General features: G+C 49.1%; 21 protein-coding genes and 1 riboswitch. Of the genes, 19 read left to right on the top strand and 2 right to left on the bottom strand.

The genetic code is table 11. The features are described from left to right. Positions 1-5: 5 nt before the first annotated feature. The 3 genes from ribE (GPK83_RS13970) (at position 6) to ribE (GPK83_RS13960) (ending at position 2,729) form a co-directional block, all read left to right on the top strand. Entirely contained in the window at positions 6-704 is a 699-nt protein-coding gene (gene ribE, locus GPK83_RS13970; RefSeq protein WP_215705047.1) for a riboflavin synthase, read from the top strand. Between the two features lie 126 nt (positions 705-830). After that, positions 831-2,042, top strand: coding sequence for a bifunctional 3,4-dihydroxy-2-butanone-4-phosphate synthase/GTP cyclohydrolase II (locus GPK83_RS13965; RefSeq protein WP_215705046.1), 1,212 nt, complete (start codon positions 831-833; stop codon positions 2,040-2,042). A 213-nt stretch (positions 2,043-2,255) separates the two neighbouring features. After that, a complete protein-coding gene (ribE, locus tag GPK83_RS13960) occupies positions 2,256-2,729 on the top strand; it encodes a 6,7-dimethyl-8-ribityllumazine synthase (protein ID WP_015553223.1) in 474 nt (157 codons plus the stop codon). Positions 2,730-2,856: 127 nt separating this feature from the next. Here the strand turns inward: ribE (GPK83_RS13960) and GPK83_RS13955 are convergent, their stop codons facing one another. Together GPK83_RS13955 and GPK83_RS13950 are read right to left on the bottom strand one after the other, a co-directional pair. Continuing rightward, positions 2,857-3,282 carry a MarR family transcriptional regulator gene (locus GPK83_RS13955; protein WP_215705045.1) on the bottom strand — a complete coding sequence of 142 codons (426 nt, stop codon included), beginning with the start codon at positions 3,280-3,282 and terminating at the stop codon, positions 2,857-2,859. 72 nt (positions 3,283-3,354) lie between these two features. Then, positions 3,355-4,686, bottom strand: a complete 1,332-nt coding sequence (locus GPK83_RS13950; protein WP_215705044.1) for an MATE family efflux transporter — start codon at positions 4,684-4,686, stop codon at positions 3,355-3,357. Between the two features lie 442 nt (positions 4,687-5,128). On the opposite strand from GPK83_RS13950, the gene GPK83_RS13945 reads away from it, so the two are divergent. From GPK83_RS13945 to GPK83_RS13870, 16 genes are all read left to right on the top strand, one after another. Continuing rightward, positions 5,129-5,785 (top strand): HD domain-containing protein, encoded by a 657-nt coding sequence (locus GPK83_RS13945; protein ID WP_215705043.1) that lies wholly within the window; start codon positions 5,129-5,131, stop codon positions 5,783-5,785. A gap of 330 nt (positions 5,786-6,115) precedes the next feature. Beyond that, positions 6,116-6,661, top strand: coding sequence for a hypothetical protein (locus GPK83_RS13940; RefSeq protein ID WP_215705042.1), 546 nt, complete (start codon positions 6,116-6,118; stop codon positions 6,659-6,661). A gap of 83 nt (positions 6,662-6,744) precedes the next feature. Further along, positions 6,745-7,377: a sigma-70 family RNA polymerase sigma factor gene (locus GPK83_RS13935; protein ID WP_252196369.1), complete on the top strand. Its 633-nt coding sequence runs from the start codon at positions 6,745-6,747 to the stop codon at positions 7,375-7,377. Beyond that, positions 7,364-8,032 (top strand): hypothetical protein, encoded by a 669-nt coding sequence (locus tag GPK83_RS13930; protein WP_215705041.1) that lies wholly within the window; start codon positions 7,364-7,366, stop codon positions 8,030-8,032. Before GPK83_RS13935 ends, GPK83_RS13930 begins: the two co-directional genes overlap by 14 nt. A 1-nt stretch (position 8,033) precedes the next feature. Further along, a complete protein-coding gene (locus tag GPK83_RS13925) occupies positions 8,034-9,764 on the top strand; it encodes an AAA family ATPase (RefSeq protein ID WP_252196368.1) in 1,731 nt (576 codons plus the stop codon). A gap of 20 nt (positions 9,765-9,784) precedes the next feature. Continuing rightward, complete coding sequence (locus tag GPK83_RS13920) at positions 9,785-10,429, top strand: chloramphenicol acetyltransferase (RefSeq protein WP_015553227.1); 645 nt, start codon at positions 9,785-9,787, stop codon at positions 10,427-10,429. A 236-nt stretch (positions 10,430-10,665) separates the two neighbouring features. Then, positions 10,666-11,586 (top strand): sugar phosphate nucleotidyltransferase, encoded by a 921-nt coding sequence (locus tag GPK83_RS13915; protein ID WP_015553228.1) that lies wholly within the window; start codon positions 10,666-10,668, stop codon positions 11,584-11,586. 274 nt (positions 11,587-11,860) lie between these two features. Next, entirely contained in the window at positions 11,861-12,205 is a 345-nt protein-coding gene (locus tag GPK83_RS13910) for a hypothetical protein (protein WP_133304035.1), read from the top strand. A 20-nt stretch (positions 12,206-12,225) separates the two neighbouring features. Further along, positions 12,226-14,703, top strand: coding sequence for a hypothetical protein (locus GPK83_RS13905; protein ID WP_215705040.1), 2,478 nt, complete (start codon positions 12,226-12,228; stop codon positions 14,701-14,703). Positions 14,704-14,824: 121 nt separating this feature from the next. Continuing rightward, on the top strand, positions 14,825-16,117 hold the full coding sequence (locus tag GPK83_RS13900) for a UDP-N-acetylglucosamine 1-carboxyvinyltransferase (protein WP_015553231.1): 1,293 nt from the start codon (positions 14,825-14,827) through the stop codon (positions 16,115-16,117). A 177-nt stretch (positions 16,118-16,294) separates the two neighbouring features. Further along, positions 16,295-16,412, top strand: a riboswitch (SAM riboswitch). Between the two features lie 107 nt (positions 16,413-16,519). Beyond that, positions 16,520-17,707, top strand: a complete 1,188-nt coding sequence (gene metK / locus GPK83_RS13895; RefSeq protein ID WP_015553232.1) for a methionine adenosyltransferase — start codon at positions 16,520-16,522, stop codon at positions 17,705-17,707. Positions 17,708-18,168: 461 nt separating this feature from the next. Continuing rightward, on the top strand, positions 18,169-19,656 hold the full coding sequence (locus tag GPK83_RS13890; protein ID WP_215705039.1) for a HAMP domain-containing sensor histidine kinase: 1,488 nt from the start codon (positions 18,169-18,171) through the stop codon (positions 19,654-19,656). Between the two features lie 30 nt (positions 19,657-19,686). Further along, positions 19,687-20,376: a response regulator transcription factor gene (locus GPK83_RS13885; protein WP_015553243.1), complete on the top strand. Its 690-nt coding sequence runs from the start codon at positions 19,687-19,689 to the stop codon at positions 20,374-20,376. Positions 20,377-20,394: 18 nt separating this feature from the next. After that, positions 20,395-21,201 carry an HAD-IIA family hydrolase gene (locus tag GPK83_RS13880; RefSeq protein WP_144364090.1) on the top strand — a complete coding sequence of 269 codons (807 nt, stop codon included), beginning with the start codon at positions 20,395-20,397 and terminating at the stop codon, positions 21,199-21,201. Between the two features lie 259 nt (positions 21,202-21,460). Next, positions 21,461-22,654, top strand: coding sequence for an MFS transporter (locus GPK83_RS13875; protein ID WP_015553245.1), 1,194 nt, complete (start codon positions 21,461-21,463; stop codon positions 22,652-22,654). Between the two features lie 273 nt (positions 22,655-22,927). Further along, positions 22,928-24,610 (top strand): DEAD/DEAH box helicase, encoded by a 1,683-nt coding sequence (locus tag GPK83_RS13870; protein WP_215705038.1) that lies wholly within the window; start codon positions 22,928-22,930, stop codon positions 24,608-24,610. Positions 24,611-24,825: the final 215 nt, after the last annotated feature.

Genomic DNA, 24,825 nt, shown 5'->3' with positions numbered 1-24,825 from the left:
AGAGCATGTTTACAGGGATCGTAGAAGAACTCGGACAGGTGAAGGCACTTTCCCTGCGCGGAAATTCCGGTACACTGACGGTAAAAGCGAAAAAAGTCCTGGAAGGAACAAAGATCGGTGACAGCATCGCGGTCAATGGTGTCTGCCTTACGGTCACGAATATGAAAAATAATGAGTTTTCCGCCGACGTGATGGCGGAGACAGTGAGGAGAAGCAGCCTCGGAGCACTGCGGGATGGAAGTTATGTAAACCTGGAGCGGGCCATGGCGGCAGACGGTCGGTTTGGCGGTCATATCGTTTCCGGTCACATTGACGGAACCGGTCAGATCGAATCGATGAGACGGGAAGAGAATGCAGTCTGGGTCACGATCGCATGTACAGATAAGATCCTGGATCTGATCGTGGAAAAAGGTTCAATCTGCATCGACGGGATCAGCCTCACGGTGGCAGCGGTGACAAAGCGGAACTTTTCAGTGTCGGTGATCCCACATACCGGCGAGGAGACAACGCTTTTGAAGAAAAAAGCAGGAGATGCGGTCAATCTGGAAAACGACATTGTGGGGAAATACATTCAGAAATTTGTGGATATCGGAAGAAATTCCGGTGCGGACCGGGGAAAAATGCCTGACGATGAAAATGCCGCGGGAAACGCAAAGGGAAACTCGGGGCTCAGCATGGAGTTTCTTCAGAAATATGGATTTTAAAACAGATGCTTTGAAGATATTTAGAAACATCCAGAAAATATGAGATCAGAGCGGTTAAAGTTTCAGCAGTAGGAATCCTGCTGAAAGAAAAACTTTTAATAAAAGGCTCTGGAAAGGCAGGAAAATATGAACGAGCAATACAACACAATCGAAGAAGCGATCGAAGATCTGCGGGCGGGAAAGATCATTCTCGTGACAGATGACCCGGACCGGGAGAATGAGGGAGATATGATCTGCGCGGCAGAGTTCGCGACACAGGCAAATATCAATTTCATGGCAAGCCACGCAAAGGGACTGATCTGTACGCCGATGAGCGCGGCAGTGGCAGAGCGGCTGGGACTTCCGCAGATGGTATCCGAGAACACGGATAACCACTGCACGGCGTTCACGGTCTCCATTGACCATGTGGACACGACAACAGGAATTTCCGCGGCGGAGCGCTCTTACACGATGATGAAATGCGTGGACCCGGCGACAAATCCCCAGGATCTCAGAAGACCGGGACACGTATTCCCGCTTGTAGCAAGACGGGGCGGAGTGCTCGTGAGAAACGGCCACACCGAGGCAACTGTGGACCTCATGCGTCTGGCGGGACTTTCCGAGTGCGGCGTGTGCTGTGAGATCATGGAGGAAGACGGAACCATGATGCGGACCACGAATCTGTGGAAGCTGGCGAAGGAGTACGGACTGAAATTTATCACGATCAAGGAACTGCAGGATTACTGCCGTGTCCATGAAAAACATGTGGTGCAGGAGGCCTGCGCGGACATGCCGACCCAGTACGGACACTTTAAGATCTATGGCTATGTGAACGATATTACCGGCGAGCACCATGTGGCTCTTGTGAAAGGTGATATCGGGGACGGCGAGGATGTGCTCTGCCGCGTGCATTCCGAGTGCCTCACCGGAGATGTGTTCGGTTCCATGCGCTGTGACTGCGGAAAACAGCTCCAGACCGCGATGCGCCAGGTGGAGGCGGAAGGCCGTGGCATCATCCTCTACATGCGCCAGGAAGGCCGCGGCATCGGTCTGATCAACAAACTGAAGACGTATGTGCTTCAGGAGCAGGGCTTTGACACGGTGGAGGCCAATATCAAGCTTGGTTTTGCTCCGGATCTCAGGGAATACTGGATCGGGGCACAGATCTTAAGGGATCTCGGCGTGAATTCCTTAAGACTTCTCACGAACAATCCGGAGAAGATCTACGGACTTTCCGGCTTCGGACTTGAGATCCATGAGCGCGTGCCGATCGAGATCGATCCGCAGCAGTACGACAGCTTCTATCTGAAGACGAAGCAGGACAAGATGGGACATATCTTTACAAAAATTAAAGTGTGATAGGATGGAACGTCCATTGCTGAAACTCCTGTACACCGGCGGCATGCATTCCGCACGGACGGAAGTGATGAGATGATTACAGCCGCGCAGGCGGCACAGATCTACGGGCATGCATCCCGCACGGATGGAAGTGATGGGCAATTGGAAATAGAATTTTGCATGTAATTATGAAGACTTCTGAATAGCAGTAAGCATAAGAAAAGGAGAAACATCATGAAAGAGATCAAAGTATTAGAAGGAAAAGTTGTAGCACCGGAAGGCATGAAAGTGGGGATCGTAGCTTCCCGTTTCAACGAGATCATCGTAAATAAGCTTTTAGGCGGAGCGGTTGACGGACTTGTCCGCCACGGTGTGGAGGAAGAAAATATCACGGCGGCCTGGGTTCCGGGGGCGTTCGAGATCCCGGTTGCGGCATCTGCCATGGCAAAGTCCGGCAAGTACGATGCGATCATCTGCGTCGGCGCTGTGATCCGCGGTGATACCACACACTACGATTATGTGTGCAGTGAGGTCTCCAAGGGAATCGCGCAGGTGGGACTGGCAGAGAAGATGCCGGTACTCTTCGGCGTCCTGACAACCGAGAACATTGAGCAGGCAATCGCCCGTGCCGGAAGCAAAGGCGGAAATAAGGGATATGACTGTGCACTTTCCGCGATCGAGATGGTAAATCTTATGAGACAGTTCTAATTTCAGATGATATAGACGTAAAAGATCAGCGCTCCTGAGAGTATTTTTCAGAGGCGCTGATTTTTGCGTAACAGGGATTCCTCGGAATTTCCTGTTACACAAAAGGCACATTCTGCTTTAGCAGAGTTTATAAGGCTTTCGTCTCCTCCGTGAATTTAGCTGCGAAATCCCGGTTCAGTTTCATGAAGAGCTGCTGCTCCTCGGGAGACCAGCTCTCAAAAATCGCATTTTCGATGGCGATCAGGCGATGGGCGGTATTTTTCATGAGTTCCTCTCCTTTTTCCGTGAGAAAAACGCAGGTGTTCCTCCCTGTTCCGGGTTTCAGGTACAGATAACCGGCCTGTTCCATCTTGCGTACTGCAGAGTTGATCGTGGATTTTGTGGTGCCGGTCTCTTTGTAAAAAATACTTTGATTGCAGCCGGAGCCGTGTTCATTGAGGGAGTAGAGAATATCAAGCTCGCTGTCCGTGAGACCGAGCTTTAATGCAGCGTCATGGTAGACACTGTCGACTTGGCTGAGTAGGTTGTAAAATTCTTTAAATGCAGAGTACATGGCAGATCTCCTGAAAATATAAGTGTATGGGGGCAGTGCAGGGCTTTGCATCCGCCTGCACGGGCTATCGGTCTATGTGTATCCGTACTTCTTTGCCTTCCGGATCAGGAAGAAGAGCGACAGGCATACCGCCATAAATTCCGCCGCGATGATGGAATACCAGATCCCGGAGACACCGAGGAAAAACGGCAGGATGATCACAGCACCCGTTTCAAAGATCATGGTACGGCAGAAGGAGATCACAGCGGAGACGAATCCGTCGTTGAGTGCCGTAAAGAAGGACGATGCGTAGATGCTGAAGCCCATGAACAGGAAAGAGATCGAGTATGAGCGGAATGCATGGACCGTCATGTCTAAGAGGTTCGTGTTATAGCGGACGAAAATTCCCGCAAGAAACGGGGCACCCGCTTCTGCCACGATCGTCAGGATGATCTGGAAGGTCAGGATCAGCCGGAAGCTTTTTCCGAGCAGATTCTTTAACTCGCTCTTATTTCCTGCACCGCAGTGATAGCCCACGATCGGGGCACTTCCCATAGAGTAGCCGATAAAGAGCGCCGCAAAGATAAAGCTCACGTACATGATGACGCCGTATACGGCAACACCGTCGGAACCGGCAAGGCGCATGAGCTGCCAGTTGTAGAGCATGTTTACGATGGACATGGAGATGTTCGTCATAAACTCGGAAGCGCCGTTTGTACAGGCCTTCAACAGGGCACTAAAGTCCATATGGGTCCTTCCGAGACGGAGTCGGCTCCTGTTTGGAAAGATAAAGTAGAGCAGGGGGATCAGTCCGCCGATGGACTGACTGATCGCCGTTGCGGCGGCAGCTCCCACAACGCCGAGACGCAGAACAGCGATAAAATAAGCATCGAGGATCATGTTTGTAAGTCCTGACGCGATGGTGATCAGGAGTCCGAGCTGCGGGCGTTCCGCAACAACTAAAAAGCTCTGGAATACATTCTGCAGCATAAAGGGGATCAGAGCCAGTAGGATGATCCGGCCGTAATGGACGCAGTAGGGGAGAAGGATCTCATCAGCACCTAAGAGTCTTGCCATCGGGGCTAAAAGAATCTCACCGCCTACCGTAAAGAGGAAGCCCACCGCGATCAGAACGTAGACGAGGAGTGAAAAGATCTCCTTTGCCTTTTTTTCATTCCCGGTTCCGAAGGTCAGAGCCACCAGTGCACTGCCGCCGGTGCCGGTCATAAAGCCGATGGCACCGAGGATCATGAGAAACGGCATAATGATATTGATGGAGGCGAAGGCCTCGGAACCCACAAAGTTCGAGACGAAAACACCGTCCACAACACCGTAGATGGACGTTAAAATCATCATGACGACAGACGGAAACGTGAACCGCAGGAGTTTTTTGTAGGTAAAGTGGTCGGAAAGTGAAATATTCATCGTGTGCCCTTTCAGTTTTTTTACTGTGTCTGCCCGCGGGGGAAAATCGTGTCTTTTCTAGCGGACAGTTTTACAGTTATGAATGTACGAAATCGTACGTAGAATTATAGTACGATTTCGTACATATGTCAAGAAGAACTTTACATACTGTCTCACGGTATGAACTTCGTATCCAGCCTCACAGATATGAACTTTGCATCCTGTCCCACGGAAGAACTTCGCATCCAGTCTCACAGATATGAACTTTGCGTCCTGCCTCACGGAGGTTCGCCTCGAATTAAGATGGAAATCTCACAGAATGAGTTTTTACACAGATTTTACATTCTTTTACCGGAGTGTGATTGTTCGTTTCTTTTTTCTGCTATATGATATAGAAGTGAAAATGAGAGAAAAAAGAAAGAGCAGTCACGAGCTGGGTCGACTGCGGCAGAGGAAAAAGAATATGACATATAAGGAAATCAAGAAAAACGAGGAAGTTTTAGCTTACCTGAAAAAAGGAAACGACAATCTGGGGACTATGGGATTTACAGATCATTCGGACGCGCACTGCGCGATGGTTGCGGAGCGGGCAGCAATGATCTTAAAGAAATTCGGTTACTCAGATCACGATATCGAGCTGGTGAAGATCGCCGGTTTCATGCATGATATGGGAAATGCGATCAACCGGCATGCCCATGCGGAGTATGGTGCCCTTCTGGCATCCCAAATCCTGGAAAAGACGGATCTTCCGATCACAGACCGCGCGATCATCGTCTCCGCGATCGGAAACCATGATGAGTCAACGGGCGGAGCTGTAGATCCGATCTCCGCGGCGCTCATCATCGCCGACAAGACGGATGTGCGCAGAAACCGCGTCCGCCAGAAGGAGATGGCATCCTTTGATATCCACGACCGCGTAAACTATGCGGTTACAGAGGCAAAATTAAAGGTAAATGAGGAAAAGAAAGTGATCACCCTGAACTTAAGGATCGACGAAAACATCTGCTCCATGCTGGAGTACTTCGAGATCTTCTTACAGCGCATGCTCATGTGCCGTCGTGCGTGTGAAATGCTCGGAGCGAAATTCAAGATGACGGCGAACGGAAGCAAGATCGTATAAAATAAAATATGGAATATGCATCAGAGACACTCTTGGAACAGACCGTAATTGGCCTGTGCTGAGAGTGTTTTTTGTAACAGGAAATTCGGGGGGAGTTCTCCGATGAAAAAAGCACGAATGTGCCAATGATGTGCATTCACGCGAGGCTGTAGGTTATCGCAAGCGACTGCACGAGACACCCGAATGTGCCAGGGCATATTCTTTTTGAGCATTTTAATTCTGATATTCGAAAAAATATTTTTTACCGCAACATTTTCGTTCGGCTGGTTGTATATAGGGTAGAAAGGCAAAAATGCCGGAGTCAAAATGAAGAATTGTGAGGGAATCAATATGTATAAGAAGAATTTAGTAATGCTTGCAACAGTAGTTATGATGGCGGCTTTCGTGAGCGCCTGCGGAAATGGAAAACAGGAAATAAAGGAGACTGCAGTAATCGAGACAATGAAAGACTCACAGGAGGCATCTGAAAATGTTCAGATTGCGAATCCATGGATCGAGGTAAAAACGATGGAGGAGGCGAAAAATATGGCTGGCTTTGACTTAAAACTTCCGGAAATTCCGGCAGAATACGGAAAGAAGATGATCCAGGTGCTGGACTCTGCTGATGCTCTGACGATCGAAGTGATCTTCTGGAATAATGAGGATAAGGAAATACGAATCCGGAAAACACCGGGAACCGGGGATATCAGCGGAGATTACACTGCTTATGCGCAGGAGCAGAAAGTTCAGGCGGAAAATCGTGAACTGACCTTAAAGGGAGAGGAAGATAAGGTATTTCTTGCCACCTGGACGGAGGATGGTTATACTTATTCTATGTATGTAGAAGCCGGGATTTCAGCGGATGAGATGACTGGAATGGCGGGACAGGTCTGCTGAGAATGGATATCGGAGTGAACTGCTCTGACTACGGATAGAGCTTCATATGACAGGATACTGATAAAACAGGGAGAAAAATGGGAATGGGAATATGGACAGCATGGGAGCTGCCGGGATTCCGTCTGCTCCGGTGGCTGCAAGCCCTTATCTGGGCCTTTATGCCGGGGGTAAAGGACGAAAACCGGCAGAATATGGTCGAAAAAGAAGAATGGGAAGCGCGGATGCATCAGGCGGAGACGAACGGCCGGGCGGAAATGATTCTGACCAGGTTTGGAGACAGCATCCTGCGCTATGCTTATACATATCTTCATAATATGAGCGATGCAGAGGAAGTTCTTCAGGACACGTTGGTGCAGTTTTTAAAGACAGCACCGGAATTTGAAAGTGAGAATCATGAAAAAGCCTGGCTTCTGCGAGTCGCTGCGAACTTGAGCAAAAACAGAATCAGGTATAATAAACTTCGGGAGACGGATGAATTGAATGAGGAGCTTGTCGCGGAAGAACGGGAGGACCTGTCCTTTGTGTGGGAGGCGGTAAAGAGTCTGCCGGTAAAATACCGGGAGGTGATTCACCTGTTTTACCATGAAGGTTATCAGACGGCACAGATCGCAAAGGTTCTTGGAAGAAACGAATCGACGGTCCGTTCGGATCTTCGCCGGGGAAGGGAGAAGCTTAAGGAAGTTCTGAAGGGAGAGTACGATTTTGAAGAAATATGATGAGATCATGAACAAAATCGAGGTAGACGAGGCGATGCGCAAACGGATCCTCAGCTATGTGGAGAACTTGAATCTGGAAACGGAAAAGGCGGCAAAAAGCAGAGAAGAGTCAAAGATCCGCCAGTTCCGCGGACGAACGGTGAGAAATATAACAGCCGCGGCGGCCTGCATTGCGATCCTTCTGGTATGCACCTTCGCCTGGCCGAAGCTCACGGGACCGGGAGAACTGGAAACGAAAGAAAGCGTAAGCATCGCGAACGGCATGGTGGAAGTAAAGTCTATCGATGAGCTTTCCGCGGCAGTAGGTTTCCCGGTAAACGAAGTGGAGGGACTCCCGTTTACTGTTGAAAAAGAAGTATACATCTCCTACTGGGGAGAGATGGCGCAGATCGAGTATACCGGAGAAGGCGAGACAGCCGTATTCCGAAAGGGCATGGGAACGGATGATGTCTCCGGAGATTATAATGTGTATTCCAGCGTAAAAGAAATTATGGTTGGAGCGAATCCTGTGACATTGAAAGGCGAGAATGATGTTTTCACTCTGGCTGTCTGGACAGATGGGAATTACTCGTACTCTTTGGATATTTCCAAAGGATTAAGTGAAGATGAATGGAGTGAAATGATTCAACTTGCATGTGTAAATGCCAGATGGTAAAATGAAGAAAACAGCACAGGGAAAGGAGGAGACACATATGACAGAGCTTCTGAAACTTCCGGTTGGAATCGAAAATTTTGAAGAAATAAGAAGAGATGATTTCTATTATGTAGATAAAACAAAATTGATCGAGCAGCTTTTGAACCAGTGGGGAAAGGCTAATCTATTTACACGCCCGCGGCGTTTCGGAAAGTCACTGAATATGAGTATGCTCCGCAGCTTCTTTGAAATTGGGGCGGACCCTGAACTTTTCCGGGGATTGTATATTTCGCAGAAGTCAGCACTATGTGAAAAATATATGGGTCAGTTCCCTGTGATCTCCATCAGCCTGAAAGGTGTAAATGCCAGTGATTTTTCAGGTGCCTGCAGCAGTCTTATAAAAATTATGAATGCAGAGACGAGGCGGGCATTTATTTCCCTGGATAGCCAGAAACTCAGTGATGTCGACAAAAAGATGTTTGAAGAATTAATGGACCGCGGTATGACGCAGGATACACTTGTATACAGCTTAAAGGAACTTTCGGAATTGCTCGAACGAAGCTATGGCAGAAAAGTTATTGTCCTTATTGATGAGTATGATGTTCCGCTGGCAAAGGCAAATGAGAATGGATATTATGACGAGATGGCATTGCTGATTCGGAACTTATTTGAGAATGTTCTGAAAACAAATGATAGTTTGAAATTTGCGGTTCTGACCGGGTGTCTGCGTGTAGCGAAGGAAAGTATATTTACAGGACTTAATAATTTTAAAATATTTCCAATCACAAAAGTTGCATTTGATGAATGTTTCGGTTTTACAGACGATGAAGTGAGAGATATGCTTCACTATTACGAATTGGATTTGGATTATGAAACAGTAAAGAACTGGTATGATGGATACCGATTCGGAAAAGCGGATGTTTATTGTCCGTGGGATGTGATCAATTATTGCAGTGACCATATTGAAGATCCATATCTTCCGCCTCAGAATTATTGGCTGAATACAAGCGGAAATGAAATGATCTACCATTTTATTGATGGACTGGAAGATCAGACGGGAGTAACGAAAGAAGAACTGGAACTTCTTGTCAATGGTGGTTCGGTTCAAAAAAATATTAATCAGGAACTTACCTATAAGGAATTGTATTCATCTATGGACAATCGCTGGAGTACTTTGTTTATGACAGGGTATTTAACGCAGAGAGGGGAACCGGTTGGAAACCGATATGATCTGGCAATTCCAAATCAGGAGATTCGCAACATCATCACAGAACATATTTTGCAAATGTTCCAGAAAAATGTAAAGAACGATGGAACGATGGCCGATTCATTCTGCAGCGCATTGGAAGCGGGAAATGCTGAACAGGTCGAAACTTTATTCACGGAATATATGAGGCAGACGATCAGTATCAGGGACACGTTTGCACAGTGTTCACGAAAAGAAAACTTTTATCAGGGAATCCTGCTTGGAATTCTGAGTTATAAGAGTGATTGGATCGTCAGATCCGACCGGGAGTCAGGGGACGGATTCAGTGATATTACGATCCGGATCTCAAATTCTGGCACAGGAATTGTTATTGAAGTGAAATATGCGGAAGCAGGTCATGAGGAGGAGATGGTTCAAAAAGCGTTAAGGCAGATACAGGATAAAGACTATGGATATGAATTTCGTCAGGAAGGTATAAGAAGAATCTTGTACTATGGAATTGCATGCAACAAAAAAGTGTGCAGAGCAGAGGTACTGGAAGTATAGAAATTATGGAGATTCATCATATGAAATTTACACCGATCGACCGAACCACCTGGGAGAGAAACTCCCATTATGATTATTATACAAACCTGTTAAAATGCGGCTACAGTGTGACTGTGTCCTTAGATATCACGAAGCTGCACCAGCAGGTAAAAGAAAAAGGACTGAAGTTTTATCCTGCCTTTGTCTACTGTGTCTCAAAACAGATCGCAGTGACAAAAGAATTCCGCATGGGACGGGACAAGGAAGGAAATCCGGGATACTACGATATCCTTCATCCGAATTATACGATCTTCCATGAGGATGACCATACCTTCTCCGATGTCTGGACCGGATACACGGAAGACTTTAAAACCTTCTATAAAAATATGAGAGATGACATGGAGACCTACAAAGACGTAAAAGCCGTAAAGGCAAAACCGGGACAGCCACAGAACTTTTACTGTATCTCCATGGTGCCGTGGTTAAACTTTACTGGTTATTCCGCCTACACAGAGAGCGGAACCCCGATGCTGTTTCCAATTATTACCTGCGGTAAGTTCACAGAGCATGACGGGATACTTACAATGCCATTCTGCGTCAACATCGCCCACGCAGCCGCTGACGGATATCACACATCCATGTTTATCAACGAACTTCAGAAACTGATCGACATGATCGAACTTTAAAGCGCAGCTTTCAAGCTTCCTGCCACACAGAAAAAGCTGTTTTACAGAATCCGGTATTACAAAGAAGAAGTTCGCAGATTATGAATAAAAATTCGAGAATATATAAGTAAAATAACAGTTACGATTTTCTTAAAAAACGCGGGGAAGCACTTGTCTGATTGAAAACCCACGGGGTTTGTGTTATGATGTCTTCAAGTGAGTGTGAGAAGAATCATCAGATAAAGGAGGACTGTTACATGAAAAAGACATCTCTTGTCATCATGGCAGCAGGAATTGGAAGCCGTTTTGGCGGCGGGATCAAGCAGCTTGCCCCGGTTGGACCGAGCGGTGAGATCATTATGGACTATTCGATCCATGATGCCCTGGAAGCAGGATTTGATAAAATTATCTTTATTATAAGAAAAGATCTGGAAAAGGATTTCAAGGAGATCATCGGAAATCGTATCGAGAAGATCGCTCCGGTAGAGTACGCGTATCAGGAGATGGATGATCTCCCGGAGGGATTTTCTGTTCCGGAAGGAAGAAAAAAACCGTGGGGAACCGGTCAGGCGATCCTTGCGGCGAGAAATTTAATTAAGGAGCCGTTCCTTGTCATCAATGCAGATGACTATTATGGAAAAGAAGGTTTCAGGATCGTCCATGATTACATGGTAAATGAGATGGATGATACGAAGGACACCTTCGATATGTGTATGGCAGGATTTATCCTCTCCAACACCTTAAGCGAAAACGGTCCTGTAACCCGCGGCGTGTGCACTGTGGACAATAATGGATACCTCTCCAAGGTCACAGAGACATATGATGTATATAAGGCCGAGGACGGCATGCACGCGGCAGACCACGACGGGAATCCGGTTATCGTGTCAGAAGATCAGCATGTCTCCATGAACATGTTCGGTCTCCCGGCATCCTTCGTAAAGGAACTGGAAAAGGGATTCCCGGAGTTCCTTTCTAATGTGAAAGAGGGAGATCTGAAGGCGGAGTATCTTCTTCCGGCAGTGATCGACGAGTGCATCCACAGTGGAAAAGGAACTGTCCGTGTGCTTGAGACAAAGGATAAATGGTTTGGAGTTACTTATAAGGAAGACAAACCGGCAGTTGTCGCATCAATCCAGAAGCTGGTAGATGCAGGCGTTTACCCGAAGAAACTGTTCTAAGAGCATTGCGCTGAGAGGATGTACGTTTACAATACTGTCTGCAAACAGATAAGAACAGCCTGATCAGCCGATCATGGTACGATCATAGTAAAGTGAAATGGTAGCTTTCCCGCTCTTTTTGCATATGATAATCCTGTATAGGGATCAGCAAAGGAGCGGGAACGTTTTTATGGAGAAGATTTACCGGGGATATCCCCTGGAAGTAAAAAAGGGTTACGGAATTTTTAACCCAGAAAGGACCTGTTCGTCCGAAGGGCCAAAGAAAGTCCCCTGGATGCTTTACCGTAGAGAGGAGCAGAGCGGAAAAACGGAGCTGACCGGAAATGAATCCCGGTCAGAGATAGATTATCTTCGAGGTCTCTATCCGGCATCGGCAAAGCAGAACCAGATCCTGGCGGAGGAGGCATGCGATCTTCTGGAATACCCTGGAAGTCCCATGTATGACGAATACCCGGACCGGGAATTCTTATACCGGGAGCTTTCAAAAGTGAGACAGCGCCATCCGGAGGAGACCGCAGGTGGTAAAGAAGGACAGGATCTTTTACAGGTACTGTTTATAAATGAGATCTACAGGAGACGGATCTTAAACAGAATGGAAAATCAGAGCAGTGACAGATAGACAGAGCGAGGAACAGTAAGATGAAGACCGGCAAGAAAGTCATGATCCTGCTGCTTATTTTTGTGGCGGCAGTGATCGTTTATTTTATACACCCAGTTGGGAAGAAAGAAGAGCATGGAATCACGGAGTACACGGCGATGGAGAAAGCGAAATTTCCGGTACTCTATGCGACGATGGGAGACCGGGAGATGGCGCCGGTGTTCGGCCAGACGGAGGAGCGCGGTGTGACCGCAGACCGCGGCAGCCTGATCGTACTTCCGGAAGACCGGAAACTCAAGGTACGGTTTGCCGGTACGACAAAGATCCAGGGACTGCGCTATGAGATCCGCAGCCTCGACACAGAAGACCTGATCGAGCGCACCCAGGTCACATCTCTTGATGCAGCCATAAATGGAGACAGCGAAAATGCCGTAAGTGCAGAGTTTCTGATCCAGAATCTTCTTGAGACAGGAAAAGAGTATCTTCTCGGCGTCTGCGCGAGTCTTCCCGACGGATCCGAGGCCTGGTATTACATGCGGATCGTGGAGCAGGACCAGGGCCATGTGAACGAGATGCTGGCACTGGCGGAGGAGTTTTCCTCAAAGACATACAAGTACAGCGATGCCCAGAGCTTGGCCATGTATATGGAGACATCTCCCAGCGCAAACAGTTCGGAACTGGGAACTGTGACGTTAAAAGACACTTTCACCCAGCTCACATGGGGCTCTTTGGGCGTGGAGCGGACCGGTGAGGCGTACACGAAATTAAAGGAACTGTCCGGAAATCTCGCCAATGTGGAGATCACGACCCATGTGACGGCGAAGGATGGCGAGAAGACGGAAACCTACGAGGTGACAGAAAACTTTACAATGAAGTGGGCATCCCAGCGGATCTACATGATGGATTACGAGAGGACCATGACGGAGCTCTTCACAGGAGATTCCGATCTGTTCTCTGGAAAACGGATCATTCTGGGAATCGGAAACGGTGACGGAGTCCATGCCGTAAAGAGTGCTGGGGGCCAGTACACAGCGTTTGTGACAGGCCGGGAGCTGTGGGCATACGACAGTGGCGAGAATGTTGGAGCCAGAGTGTTCGCCTTCGGCGGCGCAGCATCCGACGATATCCGTGACAACGTGCCGGAACATGGCGTCGAGATTCTTTCTGTGGATGAGGACGGCGGAATCGATTTTATCGTCTACGGAAGAATGAACCGCGGAACCCATGAAGGCAGCACGGGAATCGCCTACTATCACTATGCGATGGACCAGAATGCCCTGGAGGAGAAATTTTTTATTCCATCCACGGAACCTTTTGAGGAGCTGAAGGACGATCTCTCCGTCCTCGCACACCGCGGAACGAACGGAATCTTCTATTTCTATATGGACCATGGAATCTACGGGATCGATCTGAAGAGCCTGGAGTATGTGGCGCTTGCTTCCGGTCTCACAAAGGACCAGTTTGCGGTCAGCGCGGATCACTCCCGGGCGGCATGGCAGGAAAATACAGGAATCTGGGATTCCCAGACGATCCAGATCATGGACCTCGACACCGGGGACAAGACCCAGCTCGGCGGACAGGCGGGGTCCGTATCAAGAATTTTCGGCTTTGTCGGAAATGACTGCATCTACGGAACCGGAGATAGCGGGGATTACCTGATGTCCAACGGCCGTGTAATGGGAGTCTATTTAAAGAGCATCGATATCGTGGACAGGGAGATGAAGTCCGTGATGCACTATGAGAAGCCGGGTTCCTGGATCCGCGAGGTGTCTGTGGATGACAGCCGGATCCATATGAAGACTGTGACAAGCAAGGACGGATTCTTCGGGACATATTCCGCGGACACGCTGGTCTGCAACGCGGAGATCCTTCCGGGAAAGACCGACGATATCGGCTGGTACGCGTCGGATCAGAAAGGACAGGTCCTGTTTGTCCAGCTCGACAGGGATATCGAGACGGCAAAGAAGATCCGTCAGGCATCCCCGAAGCTTGCGGAGAGCAGCGAGACTGTAAAGCCGATCGAGACAGCTGCCTGCAGGGAAACAGAGTTTTACGCCTACGGACGGGGCAGATTCCTCGGACGGTTTGTGGAGTTCTCGGACGCGGCGGAGACGGCGTACAACAGTATGGGATTCGTGACAGTGGGACGTGACCGGATCATCTGGGTGCGCGGAAACAGGGCGAGCGCTTCCTATATCAGGGATATCACATCGGCGTCAAGGCTGATGGAGCGCTACCTCGATTCCTTTGAGATAAACCAGACGATGGAGGATGGAACCTTCCTTCTGGACGCCTCCGGCAGCACGATCATCCAGGTGTTATACTTTGTGGGACAGAACATTCCGGTGTTAGCCTACACTGGAGAGGGAACGTCCATGTACCTGACCGGCTATGACCAGACACATGTCCGTGTGTATCATCCAGAGAGCGGGGCAACAGAAGTGCTGTCCATGGAGACGGCGAACCAGGTGCTTGGGGCAGCGGGGTATGATTTCATATGCTGCGTGCCAACCCTATAGGTTTCGTTCCTTAAGAAAAACTTTACATTTTTCCCAGATATGTTATAATCATAACGAAAACAAGCTGGGACGAATGCGGGATAGCTCTGTCCCTTTTTAGATATATAGATAGAGGTGCGTAATGGAACAGTACATCATGAAGGGCGGAAATCCGCTTGTAGGAGAAGTAACTATAAGCGGCGCAAAAAATGCGGCTCTGGGAATTTTAGCGGCGGCGATCATGACCGATGATGACGTTGTGATCGATAATCTCCCGGATGTCAGCGATATCAATGCTCTTTTAGAGGCAATCAGCCATCTTGGAGCGAAGGTTGAGCGTATTGACCGCCATACTGTAAAGATCAATGCGGAAAATATCCACGCGGTGACCGTGGAAGATGAGCATATGAGAAAAATCCGCGCGTCATATTATTTTATCGGCGCGCTTCTTGGAAAATATAAGAGTGCGGAGGTTCCGCTTCCCGGCGGATGTACGATCGGAAGCCGTCCGATCGACCAGCACTTAAAGGGATTCCGTGCACTGGGATCTGATGTGAAGATCGTCCGCGGTGCTGTTGTGGCCCACGCGATCGATCTTGTGGCAAGTCATATCTATCTGGATGTGGTTTCTGTCGGCGCTACCATCAATATCATGATGGCCGCAACGATGGCGGAAGGCGAGACGATCCTTGAGAACGTAGCAAAAGAGCCGCATGTCGTTGATGTCGCAAACTTCTTAAACAGTATGGGCGCAAACATTAAAGGCGCAGGTACGGATGTGATCCGTATCAAAGGTGTAAGACGTCTTCACGGAACAAACTATTCGATCATCCCGGATCAGATCGAGGCCGGAACATTTATGTGTGCCGCAGCGATCACCCGCGGTGATATTACCGTAAAAAATGTGATCCCGAAGCATCTGGAGGCGATCTCCGCAAAACTCACCGAGATGGGCTGCGAGGTCGTTGAGTTCGACGAGGAGATCCGTGTGGTCGGAAAACCGAGACAGCGTCACATGAACTTTAAGACACTCCCGTATCCGGGATTCCCGACTGATATGCAGCCGCAGATGACCGTGGCGCTTGCCCTGGCAGATGGGACAAGTGTTGTGACGGAGAGTATCTTTGAGAATCGCTTCAAATACGTGGATGAGCTTTCCCGCATGGGCGCGAATATCAAGGTGGAAGGCAGTGTTGCCATCGTTGACGGTGTCGGAAGCTTCACAGGGGCTCAGGTCGTTGCGCCGGATCTTCGCGCAGGCGCGGCTCTTGTGCTTGCAGGTCTTGCCGCAGATGGATACACGACTGTGGACGAGATCGGCTATGTTGAGCGCGGCTACGAGAATTTTGAAGAGAAGCTCCGCTCTCTCGGTGCTGTGATCGAGCGCGTGGATTCCGAGAAGGAAGCGCAGAAATTCAGACTGAGAGTCGGCTGATGAGAATTTGAAAGCCCGAAGGTTCTGGTATACCGGGAAATTTTCCCGATTTCTCAGGATTTTCGGGCTTTTTTGCGATTGCCGCTTGACATTCACGTATGAATCGTATAAGATACAGTCCGTGGGTTATTTTTTGGGTGGCTCACAGTATAATAAACTTAAAAAAGTTCGCAATATCCCTTATTCAGAGTGATGGAGGTACATAGGACCGGTGAAGTCACGGCAACCCCTGTTAATCGCAGATGCGAGAGGGCAGGAAGGTGCCAACCTGAGCGAGTAAATCGAGCAATAAGAGGATTTGACCACGTAAACCAGTCAAGTCCGCTTAGCATGAGCGGACTTTTGTTTTGCCGTAACTGCGGAGAGCAGGTGCGGCCTTCCTACAACTTGAAAGGAGCTACAATGGAAAAAAGATTATTTACTTCCGAGTCCGTAACTGAAGGACATCCGGACAAAATGTGCGACGCGATTTCCGACGCGATCCTCGACGCGTTAATGGAACAGGATCCGATGAGCCGTGTTGCATGTGAGACATGCACAACAACAGGTCTTGTTATGGTAATGGGCGAGATCACAACAAAGGCATATGTGGATATCCAGAAGATCGTCCGCGAGACCGTCCGTGAGATCGGCTATGACCGTGCAAAATATGGTTTCGACTGTGATACCTGCGGTGTTCTCACTGCGATCGACGAGCAGTCCAGCGATATCGCCATGGGTGTTGACAAGGCGCTTGAAGCGAAAGAGAACAACATGACAGACGATGAGCTGGATGCAATCGGTGCTGGTGATCAGGGTATGATGTTCGGTTTCGCTACAAACGAGACCCCGGAGTACATGCCGTATCCGATCGCTCTTGCGCATAAGCTTGCAAGACGTCTCACCGAGGTCAGAAAGAACGGAACTCTTCCGTACCTGAGACCGGACGGAAAGACCCAGGTTACAGTTGAGTACGATGAGAACGGAAAGCCGTTCCGCCTCGATGCAGTCGTTCTTTCCACACAGCATGATGAGAATGTGACTCAGGAGCAGATCCATGAGGACATCAAGAAATATGTATTTGATGAGATCCTTCCGCAGGAGATGGTAGACGCAGATACAAAGTTCTTCATCAACCCGACCGGACGCTTCGTGATCGGTGGACCGCATGGAGACAGCGGACTGACCGGAAGAAAGATCATCGTTGACACCTACGGCGGATATGCCCGTCACGGCGGCGGAGCCTTCTCAGGAAAGGACTGCACAAAGGTAGACCGTTCCGCAGCATACGCAGCGCGTTACGTTGCAAAGAACATCGTAGCGGCAGGCCTTGCTGACCAGTGCGAGATCCAGCTCTCCTACGCGATTGGTGTGGCTCATCCGACCTCCATCATGGTTGAGACAGAGGGAACCGGAAAGGTATCCGACGAGAAGTTAGTCGAGATCATCCGTGAGAACTTCGATCTCCGCCCGGCAGGAATCATCAAGATGCTTGATCTCCGCCGTCCGATCTACAAGCAGACCGCAGCATACGGTCACTTCGGAAGAACAGATATCGATCTTCCGTGGGAGAAGCTTGACAAGGTTGAGGATTTAAAGAAGTATCTGTAATAGAGAAAAAGAATAGAACGATCATGGATGTGCAGGGACAGAAATGATCGAAAAGCTACGGCGCAGTTTCCGGAAATGTCAGGAAACTGCGCCGCTTTTTTATGTAACAGGAAATTCTGAGGAATTCCCTGTTACATAAAAAGGCACTGACGTGCCAAAGATGCGCCAAAGATGCGCACTCGCGCGAAGGTGTAGACTGTCGCAAGCGACCGCGCGAGGCGCGAGAATGTGCCAAGGTACATTCTTTTTTAGAATACTTTTATAAATTACCCACAAGAGTTGTGTTATACTTATCATATGCTGTTGGGGTCAAAGGATCCTTTGCCCCATCGGATACCGGATCGCTTTGCACTGGCCGGTGCGGGGCACAGACGTAGGAGCACGTAGTGCGGAGCGATCAGAAAGCCGGTATGTCATCTCAGACTGGCGGACAAAAATAAGAAGGGAGCGCGCAGCCGCTCATGAAAATACGTACAAAATTACTTATCACATTTCTGACGATCACGGTGGTACCGATCTTTTTGATCTATATCTCGATGTTAGGACTCAGTTCCTATCAGAACCGGGTGTTCCGGGAGACCTACGACGTTGGCCAGGTGGATCTCTCTGCCGGCGCGTCGATCCGGGTATTCAGCCACCTGACTGAGAGCATTCAGAAGGAGATCGAAGAAAAGATCGCGAAGGATCCGGAGATTTTCACGGACCAGTCGTATCTGGGCGACTTGAATGCCCGGATGACTGAAAAACACTCCTTTCTGATGGTGACGAAGGATGGAAAACTGATCTATATAGGAAACGACGAGACAGCATCGAGCCTGGAGAGAGAGATATCGGACTATGCGGAGATCAATGACTCTGATTCCTGGGGCAATTATCTGGATAAAAATACGGAACATCTGATCAAACAGAGAGAATTTGAACTGGCAGATGGGAGCCGGATCGCGGTCTACCTTGTGACAAACGTTGTGGATGTGATCCCGGAGGTAAAATCCCTGATCACAGAGATGTTCTTCAGCAGTGTGCTGATCCTTTTTATCACAGGCGGTATGCTGACAGCCTGGGTCTACCGGTCGATCTTATGGCCGATCGGAAAGCTTCAGGAGGCAACGAAACAGATTCGCGACGGAAATCTGGACTTCACTCTCGATGTGGAGGACGATGACGAAATCGGGCAGCTCTGCCAGAACTTCGAGGAAATGAGGATCCGTCTGAAAGAATCGACGGAAGAAAAGATCCAGTATGATAAGGAGAGCAAGGAGCTGATCAGCAACATCTCCCACGATTTAAAGACCCCGATCACAGCCATCAAGGGCTACGCGGAAGGTCTTATGGAAGGCGTTGCGTCCTCGCCGGAGAAGCGGGATAAATATATCCGGACGATCTACAACAAGGCGAACGATATGGACCGTCTGATCAACGAGCTGACATTCTACTCAAAGATCGACACAAATAAGATCCCGTATACCTTCTCGAAGATCAATGTGGCAAACTACTTCCGCGACTGTGTGGAGGAAGTAGGACTGGAACTCGAGGCGAGAGGAATCGAGCTTGGCTATTTTAACTTTGTAGATGAGGACGTGATGGTGATCGCCGACGCGGAGCAGATGAAGCGCGTCATCAACAACATCATCGGAAATTCCTTAAAATACATGGATAAAAAGAATGGGATCATCAATATCCGGATCCTGGATGTGGGTGACTTTGTCCAGGTGGAGATCGAGGACAACGGAAAAGGCATCGGACAGAAAGAGCTTCCGTATATTTTTGACCGTTTCTACCGGACGGATTCCTCGAGAAATTCCAGCAAGGGCGGAAGCGGCATCGGCCTTTCCATCGTAAAGAAGATCATTGAGGACCATGGAGGAAAGATCTGGGCCACCAGCAAGCTGGGAATCGGAACAGAGATCCACTTTGTACTCAGAAAGACCGCGGGGGACGCGCAGCAGTAAAATATAATACCCATAACAGGAGGAACTTATATGAGCAAAATTCTGATCGTAGAAGATGAGGAGAGTATTGCAGAACTCGAAAAGGATTATCTGGAACTGTCCGGTTTCGAGGTTGAGATAGAAAATGACGGAGAAGCCGGTTTAAAGCGGGCGATTTCGGAGGAGTTCGACCTCTTTATCCTGGATCTTATGCTGCCGGGAGTGGACGGATTTGAGATCTGTAAGAAGATCCGAGAGACGAAAAACACACCGGTGATCATGATCTCCGCAAAGAAAGACGATATCGATAAGATCCGCGGCCTTGGTCTCGGTGCTGACGACTATATTACAAAGCCGTTCAGCCCGAGCGAGATGGTGGCGAGAGTCAAGGCCCACCTGTCCCGCTACGAGAGACTCATCGGAAGCGGAACCCCGGTGAACGATATCATCGAGATCCGCGGTTTAAAAATCGATAAGACAGCCCGCCGCGTCTATGTAAACGGCGAGGAGAAGAACTTTACGACAAAAGAATTTGACCTTTTGGCGTTCTTAGCCCAGAACCCGAACCACGTCTTCACGAAGGAAGAGCTGTTTTCCAAGATCTGGGACATGGAATCCATCGGTGATATTGCGACCGTTACAGTCCACATCAAGAAGATCCGCGAGAAGATCGAGATGAATACCGCGAAACCCCAGTATATCGAGACGATCTGGGGTGTCGGATACCGGTTCAAGGTATAAGGCAGGGAGAAAGGGAAGATGGACAGAAAAAAACTTTTGGAGGAGACAGAGCTTTTCGTCCTGGACATGGACGGAACCTTCTATCTGGACACGCAGATCCTGGACGGATCCCTGGAATTTTTAAGACAGGTGGAACGTCTCGGAAAGCGGTATGTATTTTTTACAAATAATTCCTCGAAATCTCCGAGGACCTATATTGATAAGCTGGCGAAAATGGACTGCCATATCCGCCGGGATCAGATCATTACATCCGGCGATGTGATGATCGAATATCTGAAAATGTATTATCCGGGAAAAAGGGTTTACTTAGTTGGAACCCCGGACCTGGAGGAAAATTTCCGGGAGAACGGCATTCTCCTCACAAAGGATATGCCGGATGTTGTGGTCATCGGATTTGATATGACTCTGACCTACGAGAAGTTAGAGAGGGCCTGTACCTACATCCGGAGTGGGGCAGTATTCCTGGCAACACATCTGGATATCAACTGTCCGACGCGGGCTGGATTTATCCCGGATTGTGGTGCTATGTGCGCGGCAATCTCACTGTCTACGGGAAAGCAGCCGAAGTATGTGGGAAAACCATTTAAGGAAACTGTGGATATGGTGCTGACACTCACGGGAAGCGAGCGGGAGAAGATATCCTTTGTGGGAGACCGTCTCTATACTGATGTGAAGACCGGCGTGGCAAATGGAGCCCACGGGATTCTGGTGCTCTCCGGGGAGACGAAGGCCGGTGATCTGGAGAACGCTGACACGGTGCCGGATGCTGTGTTTACAGGGTTAAAAGAGATGGCGGAAATTATGGCAGAGATGCCGGGAAAATAGAAACCGAAAGCTAAGAGTAATAGGCACATCCTGATGTTTGGGGTGTGCCTTTGCTGCGGGGAGAAAAATCCAGATAAAGTGTTACAGAGAACATACGGTTGTTTGCGCTTGACATTCAGCGGATATAAGTTTAAACTTGAATTATGTGAATTTTCTGCAAAAATAAAGCAAAACACGAAAAAAACGAAACAGTTTCAGTGGGGCGTGAAGAATGACAGAAGTCTGGAACTGAAAATTAAGACAAAGGAAGACAACGCTTATGAAGTACAAATTGAGATTTGCTGCCTTTTTCACTGCCATGATCGTATTTAACCTGGCGGCCAACTTTGCCCACCCGGTCACACCGACGGTAATCCAGGAGCTGCAGCTCCACGACTACATGTTTGGAGTGGCGTTAGCAGTTATGCTGATCACAAACTTCCTGTTATCTCCGTTCTGGGGTAAGATCAATAACTATATTTCTTCAAGGCTTTCCTTATTGATCTGCTGTCTGGGATACGGTGTGGCCCAGGTATGGTTTGCCTACGCTACGACGGAACTCATGATCATTCTCGCGAGAATGTTCGCGGGACTCTTCACCGGCGGTATCTTTGTAAGCTTTCTGACCTATATCGTAAACAAGTCAGACCCGGAAGACCAGGGGAAATACCTGACATACAGTGCAACGATCAAGAGCGTGGCCAGCGCTTTCGGCTACATGATAGGCGGATTTTTAGGCGAGTTTTCCGTGCGTCTGGCGTTCTTAGTCCAGGCGGGAACCCTGATCGCGGTGGCAATTGCTTTCTTCCTTATCTGTGAACCGGACAGCACGGCGAATTTAAAGGATATTCCGGCAAAGCAGCTCATGAAGGAAGCGAACCCATTCCAGGCGTTCATCGACAGCAGGAATTTCATGTGCATGGCTTTCGTGTTCCTGTTTGCGATCAACATCTTTATCAACTTCGGAAATACCGGTTTCGACCAGGCTTTTAACTACTACTTAAAGGCACAGCTGGGCCTGACTTCCTCCTACAACGGAATCATCAAGGCGGGCGTCGGTTTCGTATCCTTTATCGCGAACATGAGCCTCTGTATCTGGATCATCAAGAAGACGAACGTCAAAAAGTCTATGGTGGTTCTCACAGCGTTCTGTGCGCTGGCTTCCATCGGAACATTGATATCCGTGAAGATCGGAATCTTCATCCTGTTCAGTATCCTTGTTTACGCTGGCTATTCCGTCAGCGTCCCGGTTCTCCAGAACATGGTGGCAGACCAGGCATCGCCGGAGCAGAAGAACCTCGTCATGGGATTCTTCAACGCGACCCAGTCATTGGGAAGTATTGCGGGTTCCCTGACAGCGGGATTTATCTACTCTGTGAATGCGAAGCTTCCGTTTGCCTGCACCTTCGTGATCTACTCGGTGGGCGTTGCGGCGGCGTTTGGATATCTGTGCTACCACAAAAAAGAGGCTTGATACTGGTTTAAATTAACATACACCCCGGAAGGGCATGGTACTTAAAAAAGTACCTGCCCTTCCGTTTTTTTAGACATCGTCGCTTGACTTTTTCCTCCCTATGTTATAAGATATTTTACATTTGCACCCTGTATGGCTTGAAATATTAACGAGCCGTCAGTATTGTATATAGAATTCTGTGACCGGTATAGAGATCTGGGAGTCCGTAGGAGTCGTCGAATGAATGTATCCTGGCATGGAATCGTTATGCAGACAACATAGAAAGGATATTGAATGGAAACAATCAGATTTGACGAACTTAATTTAGACCCGCGGATCCTCCGCGCAGTTACAGATATGGGATTTGAGGCGGCGTCCCCGATCCAGGCCCAGGCGATCCCGGTTGAGATGGAAGGCCATGACATGATCGGCCAGGCGCAGACCGGAACCGGTAAGACCGCAGCTTTTGGAATTCCGCTTCTCATGAAGATGGACCCGGAAAACAGAAAGACACAGGCAATGATCCTCTGCCCGACGAGAGAACTTGCGATCCAGGTAGCGGAAGAGCTTCGCCGCCTTGCGAAATACATGTCCGGGATCAAGATCCTCCCGGTCTACGGCGGACAGGAGATCGTAAAACAGATCCGCTCCTTAAAGGGCGGTGTCCAGATCATCGTTGGAACCCCGGGACGTGTGATGGATCATATGAGAAGAAAGACGATCCGCACCGACGCGATCCACACGGTGGTTCTCGATGAGGCGGACGAGATTCTGAACATGGGATTCCTCGAGGACATGGAGACGATCCTCGGTGAGCTTCCTGAGGAGCGCCAGACCGTAATGTTCTCCGCGACAATGCCTCACGCGATCGCCCAGATCGCCCAGAAGTTCCAGAAGGACCCGAAGATGGTTCAGGTCGTAAAGAAGGAACTGACGGTTCCGAAGGTGACCCAGTATTATTATGAAGTAAAACCGAGAAACAAAGTGGAAGTTATGTGTCGTCTGCTGGATCTCTATTCCCCGAAGCTCTCCGTTGTGTTCTGCAACACGAAAAAGCAGGTGGATGAGCTGGTGCAGGCACTCCAGGGCCGCGGATACTTTGCGGAAGGTCTTCACGGAGACTTAAAGCAGGAGCAGCGTGACCGTGTAATGGGAAGCTTCCGAAATGGCGCTACCGAGATCCTTGTTGCGACGGACGTTGCGGCGAGAGGTATCGACGTTGACGATGTGGAAGCCGTATTTAACTACGATATTCCGCAGGATGACGAGTACTATGTACACCGTATCGGACGTACCGGACGTGCCGGAAGAGAAGGACGCGCATTCAGCCTTGCGGTGGGAAGCGAGGTCTACAAGCTCCGCGACATCCAGAGATTCTGCAAGACAAAAATCGTTCCGCAGCCGATCCCGTCCTTAGATGATGTGACTGCGATCAAGGCGGAGAAGATCTTAGATGATGTTCAGCAGCATATCGGTGACGACAGCAATTTAGAGCGCATGACAGATATTATCGAGAAGCGTCTTCTTGCTGAGGATTACACTTCCTTAGAGCTTGCGGCAGCGTTCCTGAAGATGGCCATGGGCGACGATTACGAGGATATCGCGGATGAGGGAAGACCGCTCCGTGACCTTGACGATCTCGACCGACGCGGCGGAAGAAATGACCGCGGAAGAAACGGACGCAGACGCCAGAGAGGCGATGATGAGGAGTACATGGACAGAAAGAATGCCAGAGGCGGCATGACAAGACTGTTCATCAACCTCGGAAAGAACCAGAACGTGAAGCCGGGCGATATCTTAGGAGCCATCGCCGGTGAATCCGGAATCCCGGGCCGTCTCGTCGGAAGTATCGATATGTATGACAAATATACCTTCGTGGAAGTTCCGAAGGAGCAGGCTGATATCGTTATGGACGCAATGAACCATGTGAAGATCAAAGGTAAGAGCGTGCATGTGGAGAAGGCGAACCGGAGATAAGGGCAGTATTGCTATAAAATATGATGTTGGGGTCAAAAGCTTTTGACCCCTCTGATACCGAATTGCTCTGCACTGCGTGCTCCCGCAATTCTCAAAAACATTCGTAATTCGCTCATTTTTCTTTGAAAGATGGCTACTTACTCATGTTTTTGGCGGGTCCCAAGGTCAAAAATTCTCCTGCAAGCAAGCTTGCGTTGAACTTCTGACCTTTTGAC

Source organism: Clostridium sp. MCC328 (genome assembly GCF_018785465.1).
Lineage (GTDB): Bacteria > Bacillota > Clostridia > Lachnospirales > Lachnospiraceae > Pilosibacter > Pilosibacter fragilis.
This window is presented reverse-complemented; position numbering and strand designations above follow the sequence as displayed.

Bases quoted from the DNA above. Each gene is read 5' to 3' on its own strand.
- GPK83_RS13920 (WP_015553227.1), top strand. From the start codon at position 9,785: ATGAAATTTACACCGATCGACCGAACCACCTGGGAGAGAAACTCCCAT.
- GPK83_RS13870 (WP_215705038.1), top strand. From the start codon at position 22,928: ATGGAAACAATCAGATTTGACGAACTTAATTTAGACCCGCGGATCCTC.
- GPK83_RS13900 (WP_015553231.1), top strand. From the start codon at position 14,825: ATGGAACAGTACATCATGAAGGGCGGAAATCCGCTTGTAGGAGAAGTA.
- GPK83_RS13965 (WP_215705046.1), top strand. From the start codon at position 831: ATGAACGAGCAATACAACACAATCGAAGAAGCGATCGAAGATCTGCGG.
- GPK83_RS13880 (WP_144364090.1), top strand. From the start codon at position 20,395: ATGGACAGAAAAAAACTTTTGGAGGAGACAGAGCTTTTCGTCCTGGAC.
- GPK83_RS13885 (WP_015553243.1), top strand. From the start codon at position 19,687: ATGAGCAAAATTCTGATCGTAGAAGATGAGGAGAGTATTGCAGAACTC.
- GPK83_RS13875 (WP_015553245.1), top strand. From the start codon at position 21,461: ATGAAGTACAAATTGAGATTTGCTGCCTTTTTCACTGCCATGATCGTA.
- GPK83_RS13950 (WP_215705044.1), bottom strand. From the start codon at position 4,686: ATGAATATTTCACTTTCCGACCACTTTACCTACAAAAAACTCCTGCGG.
- GPK83_RS13915 (WP_015553228.1), top strand. From the start codon at position 10,666: ATGAAAAAGACATCTCTTGTCATCATGGCAGCAGGAATTGGAAGCCGT.
- ribE (WP_015553223.1), top strand. From the start codon at position 2,256: ATGAAAGAGATCAAAGTATTAGAAGGAAAAGTTGTAGCACCGGAAGGC.
- GPK83_RS13905 (WP_215705040.1), top strand. From the start codon at position 12,226: ATGAAGACCGGCAAGAAAGTCATGATCCTGCTGCTTATTTTTGTGGCG.
- GPK83_RS13940 (WP_215705042.1), top strand. From the start codon at position 6,116: ATGTATAAGAAGAATTTAGTAATGCTTGCAACAGTAGTTATGATGGCG.
- ribE (WP_215705047.1), top strand. From the start codon at position 6: ATGTTTACAGGGATCGTAGAAGAACTCGGACAGGTGAAGGCACTTTCC.
- metK (WP_015553232.1), top strand. From the start codon at position 16,520: ATGGAAAAAAGATTATTTACTTCCGAGTCCGTAACTGAAGGACATCCG.
- GPK83_RS13910 (WP_133304035.1), top strand. From the start codon at position 11,861: ATGCTTTACCGTAGAGAGGAGCAGAGCGGAAAAACGGAGCTGACCGGA.
- GPK83_RS13890 (WP_215705039.1), top strand. From the start codon at position 18,169: ATGAAAATACGTACAAAATTACTTATCACATTTCTGACGATCACGGTG.
- GPK83_RS13955 (WP_215705045.1), bottom strand. From the start codon at position 3,282: ATGTACTCTGCATTTAAAGAATTTTACAACCTACTCAGCCAAGTCGAC.
- GPK83_RS13945 (WP_215705043.1), top strand. From the start codon at position 5,129: ATGACATATAAGGAAATCAAGAAAAACGAGGAAGTTTTAGCTTACCTG.
- GPK83_RS13925 (WP_252196368.1), top strand. From the start codon at position 8,034: ATGAAGAAAACAGCACAGGGAAAGGAGGAGACACATATGACAGAGCTT.
- GPK83_RS13935 (WP_252196369.1), top strand. From the start codon at position 6,745: ATGGGAATATGGACAGCATGGGAGCTGCCGGGATTCCGTCTGCTCCGG.